This window comes from Mycobacterium sp. NGS64 (assembly GCF_059812245.1).
The window spans coordinates 1,298,392-1,314,632 of record NZ_JCALCI010000001.1; the positions used below are offsets into that span (position 1 = coordinate 1,298,392).

General features: G+C 70.4%; 10 protein-coding genes. 7 read left to right on the top strand and 3 right to left on the bottom strand.

Going from position 1 to position 16,241, the window contains the following annotated elements; translation table 11 throughout:
• Window positions 1–42 precede the first annotated feature (42 nt).
• Window positions 43–1,392, bottom strand: coding sequence for a 4-aminobutyrate--2-oxoglutarate transaminase (gene gabT, locus AC5Y4S_RS06580; protein WP_500031199.1), 1,350 nt, complete (start codon window positions 1,390–1,392; stop codon window positions 43–45).
• A 161-nt stretch (window positions 1,393–1,553) separates the two neighbouring features.
• Here gabT and yajC point away from each other — a divergent pair, with 161 nt between their 5' ends.
• The 6 genes from yajC to AC5Y4S_RS06610 all read left to right on the top strand — a co-directional run bounded on the left by yajC (window position 1,554) and on the right by AC5Y4S_RS06610 (window position 9,730).
• Complete coding sequence (gene yajC, locus AC5Y4S_RS06585; protein ID WP_500031201.1) at window positions 1,554–1,892, top strand: preprotein translocase subunit YajC; 339 nt, start codon at window positions 1,554–1,556, stop codon at window positions 1,890–1,892.
• Window positions 1,893–1,962: 70 nt separating this feature from the next.
• Window positions 1,963–3,765, top strand: a complete 1,803-nt coding sequence (secD, locus tag AC5Y4S_RS06590) for a protein translocase subunit SecD (RefSeq protein WP_500031203.1) — start codon at window positions 1,963–1,965, stop codon at window positions 3,763–3,765.
• A gap of 3 nt (window positions 3,766–3,768) precedes the next feature.
• Window positions 3,769–5,010: a protein translocase subunit SecF gene (gene secF / locus AC5Y4S_RS06595; RefSeq protein WP_500031205.1), complete on the top strand. Its 1,242-nt coding sequence runs from the start codon at window positions 3,769–3,771 to the stop codon at window positions 5,008–5,010.
• Between the two features lie 5 nt (window positions 5,011–5,015).
• On the top strand, window positions 5,016–6,674 hold the full coding sequence (locus AC5Y4S_RS06600; RefSeq protein ID WP_500031207.1) for an ABC transporter substrate-binding protein: 1,659 nt from the start codon (window positions 5,016–5,018) through the stop codon (window positions 6,672–6,674).
• Window positions 6,675–6,705: 31 nt separating this feature from the next.
• Window positions 6,706–7,212, top strand: coding sequence for an adenine phosphoribosyltransferase (locus AC5Y4S_RS06605; RefSeq protein WP_500032184.1), 507 nt, complete (start codon window positions 6,706–6,708; stop codon window positions 7,210–7,212).
• Window positions 7,213–7,369: 157 nt separating this feature from the next.
• Entirely contained in the window at window positions 7,370–9,730 is a 2,361-nt protein-coding gene (locus AC5Y4S_RS06610) for a RelA/SpoT family protein (protein WP_500031209.1), read from the top strand.
• A gap of 6 nt (window positions 9,731–9,736) precedes the next feature.
• Here the strand turns inward: AC5Y4S_RS06610 and AC5Y4S_RS06615 are convergent, their stop codons facing one another.
• Window positions 9,737–10,105, bottom strand: a complete 369-nt coding sequence (locus AC5Y4S_RS06615; RefSeq protein WP_500031211.1) for a hypothetical protein — start codon at window positions 10,103–10,105, stop codon at window positions 9,737–9,739.
• A 142-nt stretch (window positions 10,106–10,247) separates the two neighbouring features.
• Between AC5Y4S_RS06615 and AC5Y4S_RS06620 the strand changes: the two genes are divergently transcribed.
• Window positions 10,248–13,424, top strand: coding sequence for an AAA family ATPase (locus AC5Y4S_RS06620; RefSeq protein WP_500031213.1), 3,177 nt, complete (start codon window positions 10,248–10,250; stop codon window positions 13,422–13,424).
• On the opposite strand, the gene AC5Y4S_RS06625 is transcribed toward AC5Y4S_RS06620, so the two are convergent.
• Window positions 13,421–16,000: a PE family protein gene (locus AC5Y4S_RS06625; RefSeq protein ID WP_500031215.1), complete on the bottom strand. Its 2,580-nt coding sequence runs from the start codon at window positions 15,998–16,000 to the stop codon at window positions 13,421–13,423. The genes AC5Y4S_RS06620 and AC5Y4S_RS06625 overlap by 4 nt on opposite strands.
• Window positions 16,001–16,241: the final 241 nt, after the last annotated feature.

The window sequence follows — 16,241 nt, forward strand, 5'->3', positions numbered from 1 at the left end:
TCCTCAATGGATCCGTCGTGGGTGTGACGTTGCACACCGTGGCTACAGTTCACCGAGGAGGCCGGTCAGGGTGTCGACACCCTCGGTCAGCAGCTCGTCGCTGATGGTCAGCGGCGGCAATAGCCGGATGACGTTGCCGAACATCCCGCACGTCAACACAATGACCCCGGCCGCGTGGGCCGCCTTCGAAAGCGCTTCGGTGAGTTCGGGATTGGGGTCCGAACTGCCCGACTTCACCAGCTCTATCGCGATCATTGCGCCGCGGCCACGAACGTCCCCGATCCGGTCGTCGGCCGCCTGCAGCCGCAGCAGCGGTTCGGTGATCAGCCGTTCCAGCTGCCGGGCCCGCTCGATCAATCCGTCAGTCTCGATGGTCTCGATGGTGGCCAGCGCCGCCGCACACGCGACTGGGTTACCGCCGAACGTGCCGCCCAAACCCCCGACGTGCGGAGCGTCCATGATCTCGGCGCGGCCGCTCACCGCGGACAGCGGCAGCCCGTCGGCGATGCCCTTGGCGGTGCAGATCAAATCCGGTTCCAGGCCCGTCGGGCCCTCGTGCTCGCAGGCGAACATCGCGCCGGTGCGCGCGAACCCGGTCTGCACCTCGTCGGCGATGAACACCACGTCGTTTTTGCGGCACCAATCCAGCAGGGCGGGCAAGAACCCGTCGGCCGGGACGATGAATCCGCCCTCGCCGGCGATCGGCTCGATCAGGACGGCGGCCAGGCTGTCCGCGCCGACCTGGCTCTCGATCACCCGGATCGCCCGCTCGGCGGCCTTCTGGCCGTCGGTGGCCAGCTCCTTGTCCAGCAGACCGTCCCGATAGGGATAGGACAGCGGGGCCCGATAGATCTCCGGCGCGAACGGGCCGAAGCCGCTCTTGTAGGGCATCGACTTGGCGGTGAGCGCCATCGCCAGGTTGGTGCGCCCGTGGTAGGCGTGGTTGAACGCCACCACGGCGGGCTTGCGGGTGTAGGCCCGCGCGGCCTTGACGGCGTTCTCCACGGCCTCGGCGCCGGAGTTGAACAGCACCGAGCGCTTTTCGCCGGAGCCCGGCGTGATCCGGTTGAGTTCCTCGGCGACGGCGACGTACTCCTCGTACGGCGTCACCATGAAGCAGGTGTGGGTGAAGTCGGCGACCTGCGCGCGCACCGCGTCGACCACCCGGGGCGACGAATTGCCGATCGTGGTGACCGCGATGCCGGAACCCAGGTCGATGAGCCGGTTGCCGTCGACGTCCTCGACGATGCCGCCACCGGCGCGCGCGACGAACACCGGCAGCGAGACGTTGACGCCGTGCGACACCGACGCGGCCCGGCGCTTGTTCAGCTCCAGCGATGCGGGACCGGGGATTTCGGTGACCAGGTGGCGAGTCTGCTCGAGGCTGGCCACGACGTCCTCCTCACCGCGGCGCGCGGGTCACGTCGCGCGTCAAGCCTATCTGGTTCCGCGCGAGTCAGCGGGGCCAGTCGTTGGCCCCCTGCGGTGCTGGCAGACTGGCCGTTACTAGTCGTTTCGAGCCCCGGAACGGGCGAATACGGAAGATAGGCGCAATGAATAGTTTGGTCATGTTTTTGCCGTTCGTGCTCATCATGGTCGGCTTCATTTACTTGCAGGGGCGCCGCCAGAAGAAGGCGATGCAGGCCACCATCGACCTGCACGACTCGTTGCGTCCCGGGGACCGGGTGCACACCACGTCCGGGCTGGAGGCCACCGTGGTCGCCCTCACCGACGACACCGTCGACCTGGAGATCGCGTCCGGCGTGGTCACGACGTGGATGAAGCTGGCCATCCGCGACAAGATCCTGCCCGAGGAGCCGGCCGAGCTCGGTGACGACGACGCCGCCGACGACTTGGAGGAGTCCGACGGGCTGACCGACCCGGGCCGGTAGGGAGGGGGCACGTAGGCTTTTCTAGGCTCTGCCGGGGCAAGAAACCGATTCTCAAGGAGATACGAGGAAAGTGGCATCGTCTTCGGCGCCGGTGCACCCTGCCCGATACCTGTCGGTGTTCTTGTTGCTGCTGATCGGCGTTTACCTGCTGGTGTTCCTCACGGGCGACAAGAAGGCCGCCCCCAAGCTCGGCATCGACCTGCAGGGCGGCACCCGCGTCACCCTGACCGCGCGCACCCCCGACGGGTCGCGCCCGAGCCGGGAGGCGCTGGCGCAGGCGCAGCAGATCATCAGCGCGCGGGTCAACGGGCTGGGTGTGTCCGGTTCGGAGGTCGTGGTCGACGGCGACAACCTGGTCATCACGGTGCCCGGCAGCGACGGCAGCGAGGCCCGCAACCTGGGGCAGACCGCGCGGCTGTACATCCGGCCGGTGCTCAACTCCATGCCGGCGCAGGCCGCCCAACCCAAGCCGCCGGCCCAGGCGCCCGCGGGCGGGCCCCCGCCCGAGCAGCCGGCGCCCGGCCAGCCGGGCGGGGCCCAGCCGGCACCCGGCCAGCCCCAGCAGCCCGCGCCGCCGGCCCAACCGGCGCAGCCCGCCCAGCCGGCGCCGCGCCCGCAACCGCGGCCCTATCCGCAAGACCCGCCACCCAGTCCAGCCCCCAGCCCTGCGCCGGCGCCGGCACCTGCGCCGCCGCCCGAGGCGCCCGGCCCGCCGCCGGCGGCGCCGGCGCCCCCCGACCCGCGTAAGGACCTCGCCGACCGCATCGCCGAGGAGAAGACCTGGCGGCAGAGCACCCGCCAGGGCATCCAGTTCCTCGCCCTGCAGTTCCAGGCGACCCAGTGCGACAAGAAGGACGACATCCTGGCCGGCAACGACGACCCGGCGCTGCCGCTGGTGACCTGCTCGACCGACCATAAGGTCGCCTACCTGCTGGGCCCGTCGATCATCAGCGGCGACCAGATCGCCGACGCCACGTCCAGCCAGAACCAGCGCGGCCTCGGCTACGTCGTCGACCTGCAGTTCAAGCCCGCGGCGGCCAACACGTGGGCGGACTTCACCGCCGCCCACGTGGGCACCCAGACGGCGTTCACGCTGGACTCTCAGGTGGTCAGCGCCCCGATGATCCAGGAGGCCATTCCCGGCGGGCGCACCCAGATCTCCGGCGGGCAGCCGCCGTTCACCGCCTCCACCGCCAAGCAGCTGGCCAACGTGTTGAAGTACGGGTCGCTGCCGCTGTCCTTCGAATCCTCTGAGGCCCAAACCGTCTCGGCGACACTGGGATTGACCTCGCTGCGGGCCGGGTTGATTGCGGGCGCCATCGGCCTGGGCCTGGTCCTGCTGTATTCGTTGCTCTACTACCGCCTGCTGGGTTTGCTCACCGCATTGTCGCTAACCGCTTCCGGCGCAATGGTTTTCGCGATCCTGGTGATCCTGGGCCGGCAGATCAACTACACCCTGGATTTGGCGGGCATCGCGGGTCTGATCATCGGCATCGGCACCACCGCCGACTCGTTCGTGGTGTTCTTCGAACGCATCAAAGACGAGATCCGCGAGGGCCGTTCGTTCCGGTCCGCGGTGCCACGCGGGTGGGTGCGGGCGCGGAGGACGATCCTGTCGGGCAACGCCGTCACCTTCCTGGCCGCCGCGGTGCTCTATGCGTTGGCCATCGGCCAGGTGCGGGGCTTCGCCTTCACGCTGGGCCTCACCACGCTGCTGGACACCGTGGTGGTGTTCCTGGTGACCTGGCCGCTGGTCTACCTGGCGTCCCAGTCCACGACGCTGGCCAAGCCCGCGTACAACGGCCTGGGCGCCGTGCAGCAGGTCGCGCGGGAACGCCGGGCCGCGGCGGACGTGAAGACGGGACGGGGATAGCGCATGAGTGCCCCCAAGGATGCGACCGCGCTGACCGACAGCGCCCAGTTGCCGCACCACAGCTTCATTTCCCGGCTCTACACCGGCACGGGCGCGTTCGAGGTGATCGGGCGCCGCCGGCTGTGGTACGGCATCAGCGGCGCGATCGTCGCGGTCGCGCTGATCAGCATCGTGCTGCGCGGCTTCACCTTCGGGATCGACTTCAAGGGCGGCACGACGGTGTCGATGCCGCGGGGGACGGCGCAGACCTCGCAGGTGTCGGAGGTCTTTCGCAAGACCATCGGCAAGGACGCCGAGTCGGTGGTGATCGTCGGCAACGGCGCCTCGGCGACCGTGCAGATCCGTTCGGAGACGCTGACCAACGACCAGACCACCAAGCTGCGCAACGCGCTCTTCGACGCCTTCCAGCCGAAGGGCAACGACGGCAAGCCGAGCAAGCAGGCCATCAGCGACTCGGCTGTGTCGGAGACCTGGGGTGATCAGATCACTAAGAAGGCGCTGATCGCGCTGGTGGTGTTCCTGGCGCTGGTCAGCCTGTACATCACCATCCGCTACGAGCGCTACATGGCGATCTCCGCGCTGACCACCATGGTCTTCGACCTGACCGTCACCGCCGGCGTGTATTCACTGATCGGCTTCGAGGTCAGCCCGGCCACGGTCATCGGGCTGCTGACCATCCTGGGTTTCTCGCTGTACGACACCGTCATCGTGTTCGACAAGGTCGAGGAGAACACCCGCGACTTCCAGCACACCAACCGGCGCACCTTCGCCGAGCACGCCAACCTGGCGATCAACCAGACGTTCATGCGCTCGATCAACACCAGCCTGATCAGCGTGCTGCCGGTGCTGGCGCTGATGGTCGTGGCGGTGTGGCTGCTGGGCGTCGGCACGCTGAAGGACCTGGCGCTGGTCCAGCTGGTCGGCATCATGGTGGGCACCTACTCGTCGATCTTCTTCGCCACCCCGCTGCTGGTCACCCTGCGCGAACGCACCGAGCTGGTGCGCACCCACACCCGCCGGGTCCTCAAGCGGCGTGCGCGCTCCGACGAGTCGGCCGTCGAGATTTCCGAGTCGGCCGCCGAAGAGCCGGCGGAGGCGACCGAGGAGGCCGAGGCGGACAAGGCCACCGAGGCCGCCGAGGCCCACGCCAAACCCGCGCCGAGCAAGCCGGCCCCCGGCGCGCGCCCGGTGCGTCCCACCGGGACCCGGCGCCCGACCGGCAAGCGAAACGCGGGCCGGCGGTAGGCCAGATGTTGCGGGCCGACCGGGGGAACCTGAGGGGGACCGCGGCGGCTGCGTTGGCCGGCATGCTGCTGGCGGCGTTCGCGTTGGCCGGGTGCTCGGGCAGCGCCGCCTCGAACGTCGACTACGTGGTCGACGGCCCGCTGGTCAGCTACAACACCAACACCGTCGTCGGCGCCGCTTCGGCGGGGGCGCAGGCGTTCGCCCGCACGCTGACCGGCTTCGGCTATCACGGCCCCGACGGGCAGGTCGTCGCCGACCGCGACTTCGGCTCCGTCTCGGTCGTGGGCGGTTCGCCGCTGGTCCTCGACTACCAGATCGCCGACAGCGCCGTCTACAGCGACGGCAAGCCGGTGACCTGCGACGACCTGGTGCTGGCGTGGGCGGCCCAGTCCGGCCGGTTCCCCGGCTTCGACGCCGCCAGCCAGGCCGGCTACGTCGACATCGCCAACGTCGAGTGCATCCCGGGCCAGAAGAAGGCCCGGGTGTCCTTCGTCCCGGACCGCGCCGTCGTCGACTACGCCCAGCTGTTCGACGCGACCACGATCATGCCGTCGCACGTCATCGCCGACCAGCTGAACGTGGACGTCACCGCGGCGCTGCTGAGCAACAACGGGCCCGTGGTGGCGCAGATCGCCAAGCTGTGGAACACCGGCTGGGACCTCAAGCCAGGTGTCGACCTCAAGCGCTTCCCGTCGTCGGGCCCGTACAAGATCGAGCGAATCCTGGACGGCGGCGCGGTGGTGCTCGTCGCCAACGACCGGTGGTGGGGGCCCAAGGCGGTGACCAAGCGGATCACCGTCTGGCCGCAGGGGCCCGACATCCAGGACCGGGTCAACAACCGCAGCGTCGACGTCGTCGACGTCGCGGCCGGTTCCTCCGGCGCGCTGGCCACCCCCGACAACTACGAGCGTTCCGATGCGCCGTCGGACGGCATCGAGCAGTTGATCTTCGCGCCGCAGGGACCGCTGGCGCAGCCCAAGGTCCGGCGCGCGTTCGCGTTGTGCACGCCGCGCGACACGATCGCGCACGACGCCGCGGTGCCGATCGCCAATTCCCGGCTGCAGCCCGCCACCGAGGACGCCATCGCGGCCGGTGAGGGCGCCGCCGAAGCCGGCCCGTTCGGCAAGGCCGACCCCGCCGCCGCCCGCGAGGCCCTCGGCGGCGCGCCCCAGCCGGTGCGGATCGGCTACCAGGGGCCCAACGCGCGGCTGGCGGTGACCGTCGGGTCGATCACCAAGTCCTGCGAGGCGGCCGGCATCACCGTCACCAGCGTCCCGCTGGACACCTCCGGGCCCCAGGCGCTGCGGGACGGCAAGATCGACGTGCTGCTGGCCAGCACCGGCGGGGCCACCGGCAGCGGGTCGACCGGGTCGTCGGCCATGGACGCCTACGCGCTGCACAGCGGCAACGGCAACAACCTGTCGGGCTACAACAACCCCCAGGTCGACGGCGCGATCAGCGCACTGGCGGTGTCGGCCGACCCGGCCGAGCGGGTCCGGCTGCTGGCGCAGGCGGCCCCGCCGCTGTGGGCCGACATGCCGACCCTGCCGCTGTACCGGCAGCAGCGCACGCTGCTGACATCGAAGAAGATGTACGCCGTGAGCAGGAACCCGACCCGGTGGGGAGCCGGCTGGAACATGGATCGATGGGCCTTAATACAGTGAGGCTCGAGTGACGGGCGCTCCGGTCGCCCAGATGATCGCGTCGCTGACGCGGGATGTCGCCGACTTTCCCCAGCCCGGCGTGCAGTTCAAGGACCTGACCCCGCTGTTCGCCGACCGGGACGGGATGAACGCGGTCGTCGACGCGCTGGCCGAGATCGCGTCCGGCGCCGACCTGGTGGCCGGCATCGACTCCCGCGGGTTCCTGGTGGCCGCGGCCGTGGCCGGCCGGCTGGGCATCGGCGTGCTGGCCATCCGCAAGGCGGGCAAGCTGCCGCCGCCGGTGCACGCCGAGCGGTACGACCTGGAATACGGCAGCGCCACCCTCGAGATCCCGGCCGACGGGATCGAGCTGCGCGGCCGCGACATCGTGGTCATCGACGACGTGCTGGCCACCGGCGGCACCCTGGGCGCGGCCGCCCGGCTCGTGGAGCGCGCCGGGGCGCACGTGACCGCGGCCGCCGTGGTGGTGGAACTCGTCGCGCTGGGCGGTCGCGAGGCCGTCGCGCCGCTGTCGGTGCACAGCCTGAGCAGGGCCTAGCCTGGCCCGAGTGTGAACTGGCGGCGTTGCGTGTGAACGTGGGGCGGGAATTTCGCCGTTTGGCCGCCGCAGCCACACACTGAAGGCCCTCAGTGCACACTCGACAAGGCCGGGAGATCGGACTTTGGAGATATCCTCGACGTCGGAGGTGACAATCGTGGCGGACGACCAGAGCACGACGCAGGCCGTCGCGCCGCCGATCGAAGAGACGCCGGTCGTCGAGCCATCGGAGGCGCCGACCGAGACACTGAAGACCACCAGCAGCGCCTCGCGCCGGGTCCGGGCCCGGCTGGCGCGGCGAATGACCGCCCAGCGCAGCACGCTGAACCCGGTGCTCGAGCCGTTGGTCGCGGTGCACCGGGAGATCTATCCGAAGGCGAACCTGCAGCTGCTGCAGCGGGCGTTCGAGGTCGCCGACGAGCGGCACGCCACGCAGTTGCGCCACTCCGGTGACCCCTACATCACCCACCCCCTCGCCGTCGCTAACATCCTGGCCGAATTGGGCATGGACACCACCACTTTGGTGGCCGCGCTGCTGCACGACACCGTCGAGGACACCGGCTACACGCTGGAGCAGCTGTCCGAGGAATTCGGCGAAGAGGTGGGCCACCTCGTCGACGGCGTGACCAAGCTGGACCGCGTCGTGCTGGGCAGCGCCGCCGAGGGCGAGACCATCCGCAAGATGATCACCGCCATGGCCCGCGACCCCCGCGTGCTGGTGATCAAGGTCGCCGACCGGCTGCACAACATGCGCACCATGCGCTTCCTGCCGCCGGAGAAGCAGGCCCGCAAGGCCCGCGAGACCCTGGAAGTCATTGCGCCCCTTGCCCATCGGCTGGGTATGGCCAGCGTCAAGTGGGAGCTGGAGGACCTGTCGTTCGCGATCCTGCACCCCAAGAAGTACGAGGAGATCGTGCGGCTGGTCGCCGGGCGCGCGCCGTCGCGCGACACCTACCTGGCCAAGGTCCGCACCGAGATCATCAACACGCTCAATGCGTCGAAGATCAAGGCGACGGTCGAGGGGCGGCCCAAGCACTACTGGTCGATCTATCAGAAGATGATCGTCAAGGGCCGCGACTTCGACGACATCCACGACCTGGTCGGCATCCGCATCCTGTGCGACGAGATCCGGGACTGCTACGCGGCCGTCGGCGTGGTCCACTCGCTGTGGCAGCCGATGGCGGGCCGGTTCAAGGACTACATCGCCCAGCCGCGTTACGGGGTGTACCGGTCGCTGCACACCACCGTCGTCGGGCCGGAGGGCAAGCCGCTGGAGGTGCAGATCCGCACCCGCGACATGCACCGCACCGCCGAGTACGGCATCGCCGCGCACTGGCGCTACAAGGAGGCCAAGGGCCGCAACGGAGTTCCGCATCCGCACGCCGCTGCCGAGATCGACGACATGGCCTGGATGCGCCAGCTGCTCGACTGGCAACGGGAGGCCGCCGACCCCGGCGAGTTCCTGGAGTCGCTGCGCTATGACCTTGCCGTCCAGGAGATCTTCGTCTTCACGCCCAAGGGCGACGTGATCACGCTGCCGACCGGGTCGACGCCGGTGGACTTCGCGTACGCCGTACACACCGAGGTCGGGCACCGCTGCATCGGCGCCCGGGTCAACGGCCGACTGGTGGCGCTGGAACGCAAGCTCGAAAACGGCGAAGTCGTCGAGGTTTTCACGTCCAAGGCGCCCAACGCGGGGCCGTCGCGGGACTGGCAGCAGTTCGTGGTGTCCCCGCGCGCGAAGACGAAGATCCGCCAGTGGTTCGCCAAGGAGCGCCGCGAGGAGGCGCTGGAGGCCGGCAAGGACGCGATGGCGCGCGAGGTGCGCCGCGGCGGACTTCCGTTGCAGCGCCTGGTGAATGGCGAGTCGATGGCCGCCGTGGCCCGCGAGCTGCACTACGCCGACGTGTCCGCGCTCTACACCGCGATCGGTGAGGGGCATGTGTCCGCGCGCCACGTCGTGCAGCGGCTCCTGGCCGAGCTCGGCGGCATCGACCAGGCCGAGGAGGAACTCGCCGAGCGGTCCACGCCGACCACCATGCTGCGACGCCCGCGCAGCAGCGACGACGTCGGCGTCTCGGTTCCCGGCGCGCCGGGCGTGCTGACCAAGCTGGCCAAGTGCTGCACGCCGGTGCCCGGCGACCAGATCATGGGGTTCGTCACCCGCGGCGGCGGGGTCAGCGTGCACCGCACCGACTGCACCAACGCCGCGTCGCTGCAACAGCAGGCCGAGCGCATCATCGAGGTGCTCTGGGCGCCGTCGGCGTCGTCGGTGTTTTTGGTGGCCATTCAGGTCGAGGCGCTCGACCGGCACCGGCTGCTCTCGGACATCACCCGGGTGCTCGCCGACGAGAAGGTCAACATCCTCTCGGCGTCGGTCACCACTTCCGGTGACCGCGTGGCGATCAGCCGGTTCACCTTCGAGATGGGCGACCCCAAGCATCTGGGCCATTTGCTCAACGTCGTGCGCAACGTCGAGGGCGTGTACGACGTTTATCGCGTGACTTCCGCCGCTTAACGCGGTTTAGCGGCGGCTGGCCGCCCGCTTGCGCCGCGCCGGCACGTGGACGACCGTGGTGTCGGACTCGTGCTGGTCCTCCAGCACGATCACGCCCTCCGCGTCGCTGCCGACCGGTTTGGCCGCCCCCTCGAGCACCTCGCCGACCACGCGAACAGCTCTGGGCAGAGCGGTGTTCGTCAACACCTTGTAGACGGGAACCGCCGCGATGAACAGCGCCAGCGGCGGCTCGATAAGCCCGAGGCCGGTGGCCACCGCCAGGCCCCCGAAATAGCCGATCGACCGGGGCACGTCCACTTCGACGGTGCCCAACTGAATTTCCAACACGTTTTCCGGTGCACCGAACCGGATCTCTACGGCGCTACTGCTGGCCATGACGCCCTCCTGATACTCATGCCAAGTCCGGGTACCCCGTGCGGTCGTGCCTAGCCACTCGCACGGAATTGAGCGTGTTGTTCGCCGCCAAACGCCCCTATTCTTGGCGGATCGGGGTTTGACCGCGACAGGTGGTACTGCCATGACGGCGGCGGGATTGGCTTGCGGTGCGTGCGGTATCGAATTGCCGCCGAATTCGAAGTTTTGCAATGCGTGCGGGTCGCCGGTCGCCGTGCCCGACACAACGGCGGAATACAAACAGGTGACGGTGCTGTTCGCCGACATGGTGCGCTCGATGGACATCGCGACCGCGCTGGACATGGAGCGGTGGCGCGAGATCATGACCGAAGCCGTCGAGCGGTCGGCCGCGGCCGTGCGCCGCTACGGCGGCACGGTCGAATACTACGGTGACGGGCTGATGGCCCTGTTCGGGGCGCCAGTTGCGTTGGAGGATCACGCTTTTCGGGCGTGTCTGGCGGCGCTGGCGATCCAGGACGAGGTGAACCGGCTGGCGGAGGAGGTGGCCCGCCGCGATGGCGTGCCGTTGCGGTTGCGGGTGGGCCTGAATTCGGGACGGGTGATCGCCGGTGAGATCGGCTCGGGGTCGCCGAGGTACGCCGCGACCGGCCAGCCGGTCGGGTTCGCCGAGCGGATGCAGTCGGTGGCGCCGCCAGGCGGGGTGATGCTGTCGGAGTCGACGGCACGGCTGGTCGAGCATGCCGCCACGCTGACCGAACCCGAGTGGGTGCACGTCAAGGGCATCCACGGACCGGTGCGTACGCGCCGGCTCATCGGAATCGGTCCGCGGCATGGGCCGGTCGCACGCGCCGAGGCAAGGCTGGTCGGTCGCAGCCAGGAAATGGCGGCTCTTGGCGCGCTGGTGGACCGCGCGATCAGCGGCCATGGTGGTGTGGTCGCTGTGGTGGGGCCGCCGGGCATCGGCAAGAGCCGGACGGCCCGCGAGACCGCGGCCGTGGCGGCCGGTCGCGGTGTCGAGGTGTTTTGGACCTACTGCGAATCGCACGCCGGTGATGTTCCATTCCGTGTGGTGGCCGAGCTGCTGCGCTCGCGCACCGGCGTGGCCGACCTCGGCGCCGAAGCCGCCCGCGCCCGGGTTCGGGAGCAGCTCCCGAACGCCGACCCCCAGGATCTGCTGCTGCTTGAGGATCTGCTCGGCATCGCCGATCCCGAGGTGCCGCTGCCCGCCATCGACCCCGATGCGCGGCGCCGCCGGTTGACCGCCTTGATCAACGCCGCGTCGCTGGCCAGCACGCGACCGGCGCTGTTGATCATCGAGGATGCTCAGTGGATCGACACGGTCAGCGAGTCGATGCTGGCCGACTTCCTCACGGTCATCCCGCAAACCTTGTCGATGGTCTTGCTCACCGCCCGCCCCGAATACCAGGGAGCCTTGACCCGGGTGCCCGCCGCGCAGGCGATCACGCTTGCCCCCCTTGGTGATTCGGACACCGCAGCGCTGATCGGTGAGCTGCTGGGCTCGGATCCGTCGGTCGGCAAGCTAGCGGATGCGCTCGCGGAACGGGCCGCCGGGAACCCGTTTTTCGCCGAGGAGATGGTGCGCGAGTTGGCCCAAAGCGGGGCGTTGGCAGGCGAGCGTGGTGGCTACGTGCGCCAGGTCGACGTGGCCGAGGTGAGCGTGCCGGCGACGGTGCACGCGGCCATCGAGGCGCGCATCGACCGCCTGAGCACACCGGCCAAGCGGACGGTGCACGCGGCGTCGGTGATCGGCGCACGCTTCGCCGCGGACCTGCTCGACGCGTTGGGCATCGATGCGGTACTCGGCGAGGCGCTAGGCGCGGAGCTCATCGATCAGGTACGGCTCACCCCCACCGCCGAGTACGCTTTCCGCCACCCGCTGATCCGTGCGGTGGCGTACGAATCACAGCTCAAATCGGACCGTGCCGAGTTGCACCGGCGGGTCGCTGCAGCGATCGAATCACGTGACGCGGCAGCTGCTGACGAAAATGCAGCCCTCATTGCGGCGCATCTGGAGGCCGCCGGTGATTCGCATGCCGCCTACGGCTGGCACATGCGGGCGGCAACCTGGGCGACCTACCGCGATGTCAACGCTGCGCGACTGAGCTGGGACCGCGCCCAGAAGATCGCCGACGCCCTACCCGCAGATGACCCAAACCGAACAGCGATGCGTATCGCTCCGCGCACCATGTTGTGCGGGATCGCCTACCGAGTCTATGAACGTGTGGCCGGCACCCGGTTCGAGGAATTGCGGGAGTTGTGCGACGCCGCCGGGGATAAGGCGTCGCTGGCCATCGGGATGGCCGGGTTGATAATCGATTACGCGTTTGCGGACCAGGTTTGCGAAGCGTCGCGGGTGGCATCGGAAGCCTGGACGTTGATCGAGTCAATCGGTGATCCGACCCTCGCTGTGGGACTGTCTATGCCGGTGCTCTATGCCAAGGCCGAGACCGCCGACTTCGCTGACGCGCTGCGCTGGTCGCAGCATGTGATCGACCTGGCCGACGGTGACGCGACTAAGGGCAACTTCCTTTTCGGAGCGCCGCTGGCGATCGCTATTACGGCGCGTGGTGTGGCCCGGTCGTTACTGGGTCATCCCGGGTGGCGCGACGACCTGCGGGACGGCCTGGCCGTTGCTGCCGAATTCGACCCAATGTCGGCCGCCACGGTCGTCGGCTGGACTTATTCCACGGGCACAATTTTCGGCCTGCTCAACCCCGACGATTGCGCAGTGCGTGACATTGAGACTGCCCTGCAGAATGCGGAACGCGCCGGTGATGACTTCGCGTTGTCCCAAGCCAAGGTGACGCTGGGTCTTGCGCTCGTACACCGCCCCACGGCCGCCGACCGTAGTCGCGGGCAGCAGCTTTTGGCCGACGTCAAAGACCTATGCCAACCCCGGGGACAGGCGTTATGCGACCTCTGGCTCGCCAACGTCTACTCGGCACGCGAGCTGGCCCGGGATGGGGACCGCGATCAGGCCATACCGCTGATGCGTACCGCCGCCGACCATCTGTTCCGCGCAGGACGGCTCTTGCTGCATAGCATTCCAACGACCGGTGTTCTGGTGGAGACCCTGCTCGATCGCGCCGCCAACCGGGACGTGGCCGAAGCCGAGGCCGCGATCGAGCGGTTGGCGTCGGCGCCGGCCGACGAGGGTTTGGTGATACGGGACGTCTTGCTGCTGCGGCTGCGCGCGCTGCTGGCCCGCGCTCGCGGCGACGATCTCGCCTACCGCAGTTACCGGGATCGCTATCGCGCCATGGCGGAATCGCTTGGCTACGAAGGCCACATCGCCTGGGCTCAGAAGATGTGCGACTAGGGCAAGCCGTTCACCCCGGGTGCGCCGAGCAGCGTGATGGTGCCGCCGCTGCCGGGGGTCCCCGCGGTCGTGCCGAGCCCGGCGTTGCCGCCGTTTCCGCCGGCGCCGAGGATCGCAACGGCGTTGCCGCCGTTGCCGCCGTTGCCGCCCGTCGTCGTGCCGTCTCCGCCGGCGCCGCCGGCACCGCCGCCGCCCACGAGTAGTGGACCGGCCTGGCCGCCGGCCCCGCCGTCTCCGCCGGCACCGGTCGAGCTGAATCCGCCGGCCCCGCCGGCCCCGCCGGGCCCCAAGAGCATGCCGGCGCTGCCGCCGGCCCCCCCGGCACCGCCAGTCCCGGTTGAGCTGTCTCCGCCGGCGCCGCCGGCGCCGCCGCCGTTGCCGATCAGGGCCCCATTGCCGCCGGTCCCGCCGCCCCCGCCGGTCGCGCCGAATCCCCCAGCCCCGCCGTCCCCGCCGGAGCCTGTCAGCAGGCCGGCGTTCCCTCCGGTTCCGCCGGCTCCGCCGGTGCCGGCCGCGCTGGCCCCGCCGTCCCCGCCGGCGCCGGCGTGGCCGAAGAGCGGGCTGGCGTAGCCGCCGGGCCCGCCGGCACCGCCGCTGCCGGTGCCGTATCCGCCCACGCCACCGGCCCCTCCGCCCGCAGTGATCAGCCCGCCGATCAGACCGCCGGTCCCGCCGGCCCCGCCAGCCCCGCCGACCCCGCCGCTGCCCAGTGCGGCCCCGCCGGCCCCGCCGGTCCCGCCGTAGGCGGTCAGTCCGCTATTCCCGCCGGCCCCGCCGGCCCCGCCGACCGCGTTTGCTGCCGTAGTGAGTCCGCCATTGCCGCCGACGCCGCCATTGCCGGTCCCGGCGGTCCCGCCGGCCCCGCCGGCCCCGCCGTTGCCGGTCGACGAGTTTCCGCCGGCCCCGCCGGCGCCGCCCACAGCCAACAGCCCGCCAATACCGCCGTCACCACCAGGAAGACCCGGCCCACCCGAGCCGCCGGCGCCTCCGTCGCCGAGCAGCCACCCGCCGGGCGCGCCGGGCTGCCCGGTGCCCGGAGCCCCGGGGGCGCCGTTGGCGAACAGCGGGCGCCCGGTAACTGCCTGGATGGGCGCGTCGATTGCGTGGAGCACCTGCTGCTGCAGGTTGTGCAGGGGCGAAGTGCTGGCGGGAGCGTTGAAGCCGTCGACACCCAGCAATAGCCCGCCGGCACCACCGGCGCCAGCGGTGCCCAGCGCCGTGCCGAACCCGCCGTTGCCTCCGTTGCCGCCGTTGCCCATCAATAGGGCGTTGCCGCCGGCCCCGCCGGGCCCACCGGCGCCACTTAAGCTCGATCCGCCGGCGCCGCCTGGCCCGCCATTAAACACCAAAGACATCCCGCCGGCTCCGCCATTCCCGCCGGTGCCGAGGTCGCTGGCGCCACCGGCCCCGCCGGCCCCGCCGGGGCCAAGCAGGCCGGCGTTGCCGCCGGCCCCGCCGTTACCGCCGTGCGCGCCGCCGGCGCCGCCGGTCCCGCCGAAGCCCCCGTCGCCGACTAGGTAACCAGTGCCGCCGTGTCCGCCGGCGCCACCGGTCCCGGTTTGGCTGGTTCCGCCGGCCCCGCCTGCGCCGCCGTCGCCCAACAGCAGGGCGCCATTGCCGCCGGCGCCGCCCACCCCGCCGGTACCGGTGTGGCTCGATCCGCCGGCGCCGCCGGCGCCACCGCCACCGGCGAGCAGACCCGCATTGCCGCCGGCGCCGCCGGCACCCCCGACGCCAGCATCGCTGAATCCGCCGGCCCCGCCGTTCCCGCCACCCGCACCGATCAACCCGCTAAACAACCCGCCGTTCCCGCCCGTCCCGCCGGCCCCACCAATGGTGAGGCCGTTTCCACCAGGCCCGCCGGCCCCACCGTGACCGCCGCCGCCGCCGTTGCCGCCGGGTCCGCCGGCCCCGCCGGCCCCGAACGCGTTGAATCCACCCGCGCCGCCGGCCCCGCCGTAGCCGAACCCCGGGTCGAAGGAATTACCGCCGGCCCCGCCGGCCCCGGCGGCCATGGTCGCTGTGCCCGGGCCGCCGGCCCCGCCGGGCCCGCCGAAGCCCAGCAGCCCGGAGGCCCCGCCGTTACCGCCGTTTTGGCCGGGCGCGCCGGAGCCGCCCGCGCCGCCGATGCCCAGCAGCCACCCGCCGGGCTGGCCGTTTTGCCCGGTGCCCGGGGCCCCGTTGGCACCGTTGCCGATCAGCGGGCGCCCGGTCAGCGCCAGGCTGGGTGCATTGATCGCGTTAAGCAGATCCTGCTCGACCGTCTGCGCCGGATTGGCGGCGAACGCGGTGACATTCGCGGCCTCCGCGCTGGCATAGGAGCTGGCACCCGCGTTCAACACCTGGACAAACTGCTCGTGAAACGCGGCCGCCTGTGCACTGAGTGCCTGAAACCGCTGACCTTGGGCGGAGAACAACGCGGCGATGGCCGCCGACACCTCATCCTCCGCGGCGGCCAGCACGCTCGTGGTTTGGGTGGCGGCGGCCGCGCGGGCTGCACCTAGGCTCGAGCCGAGTGTTGCCAAATCCGTTGCCGCCGAGGTCATTAGCTCTGGCGCTGCGATAACATAAGACATGTCGATTCACCTACCAGCACGCCCGGTCGGAACACGATCGCTTAACTCTGCGACTGGGCCGCGGCGCGGCACTCAGTAACCGACTACTGCACTTCGAGCAGCTGACTACTGCACTTGCTCTTGCGGTCCCTGCCGCGGCAACAACGACGCGAGTTCCTCGCGGCTGCCGGTTCCGGTCTTGGACATGGCCCGGTAAATATGGCTTTCCACCGTCCGCACGAGGCCGATATGGCGGCCTCGA

Coding starts and splice junctions, on each gene's coding strand:
- AC5Y4S_RS06625 (WP_500031215.1), bottom strand. CDS start 16,000: ATGTCTTATGTTATCGCAGCGCCAGAGCTAATGACCTCGGCGGCAACG.
- AC5Y4S_RS06600 (WP_500031207.1), top strand. CDS start 5,016: ATGTTGCGGGCCGACCGGGGGAACCTGAGGGGGACCGCGGCGGCTGCG.
- AC5Y4S_RS06615 (WP_500031211.1), bottom strand. CDS start 10,105: ATGGCCAGCAGTAGCGCCGTAGAGATCCGGTTCGGTGCACCGGAAAAC.
- yajC (WP_500031201.1), top strand. CDS start 1,554: ATGAATAGTTTGGTCATGTTTTTGCCGTTCGTGCTCATCATGGTCGGC.
- AC5Y4S_RS06605 (WP_500032184.1), top strand. CDS start 6,706: ATGATCGCGTCGCTGACGCGGGATGTCGCCGACTTTCCCCAGCCCGGC.
- AC5Y4S_RS06620 (WP_500031213.1), top strand. CDS start 10,248: ATGACGGCGGCGGGATTGGCTTGCGGTGCGTGCGGTATCGAATTGCCG.
- secF (WP_500031205.1), top strand. CDS start 3,769: ATGAGTGCCCCCAAGGATGCGACCGCGCTGACCGACAGCGCCCAGTTG.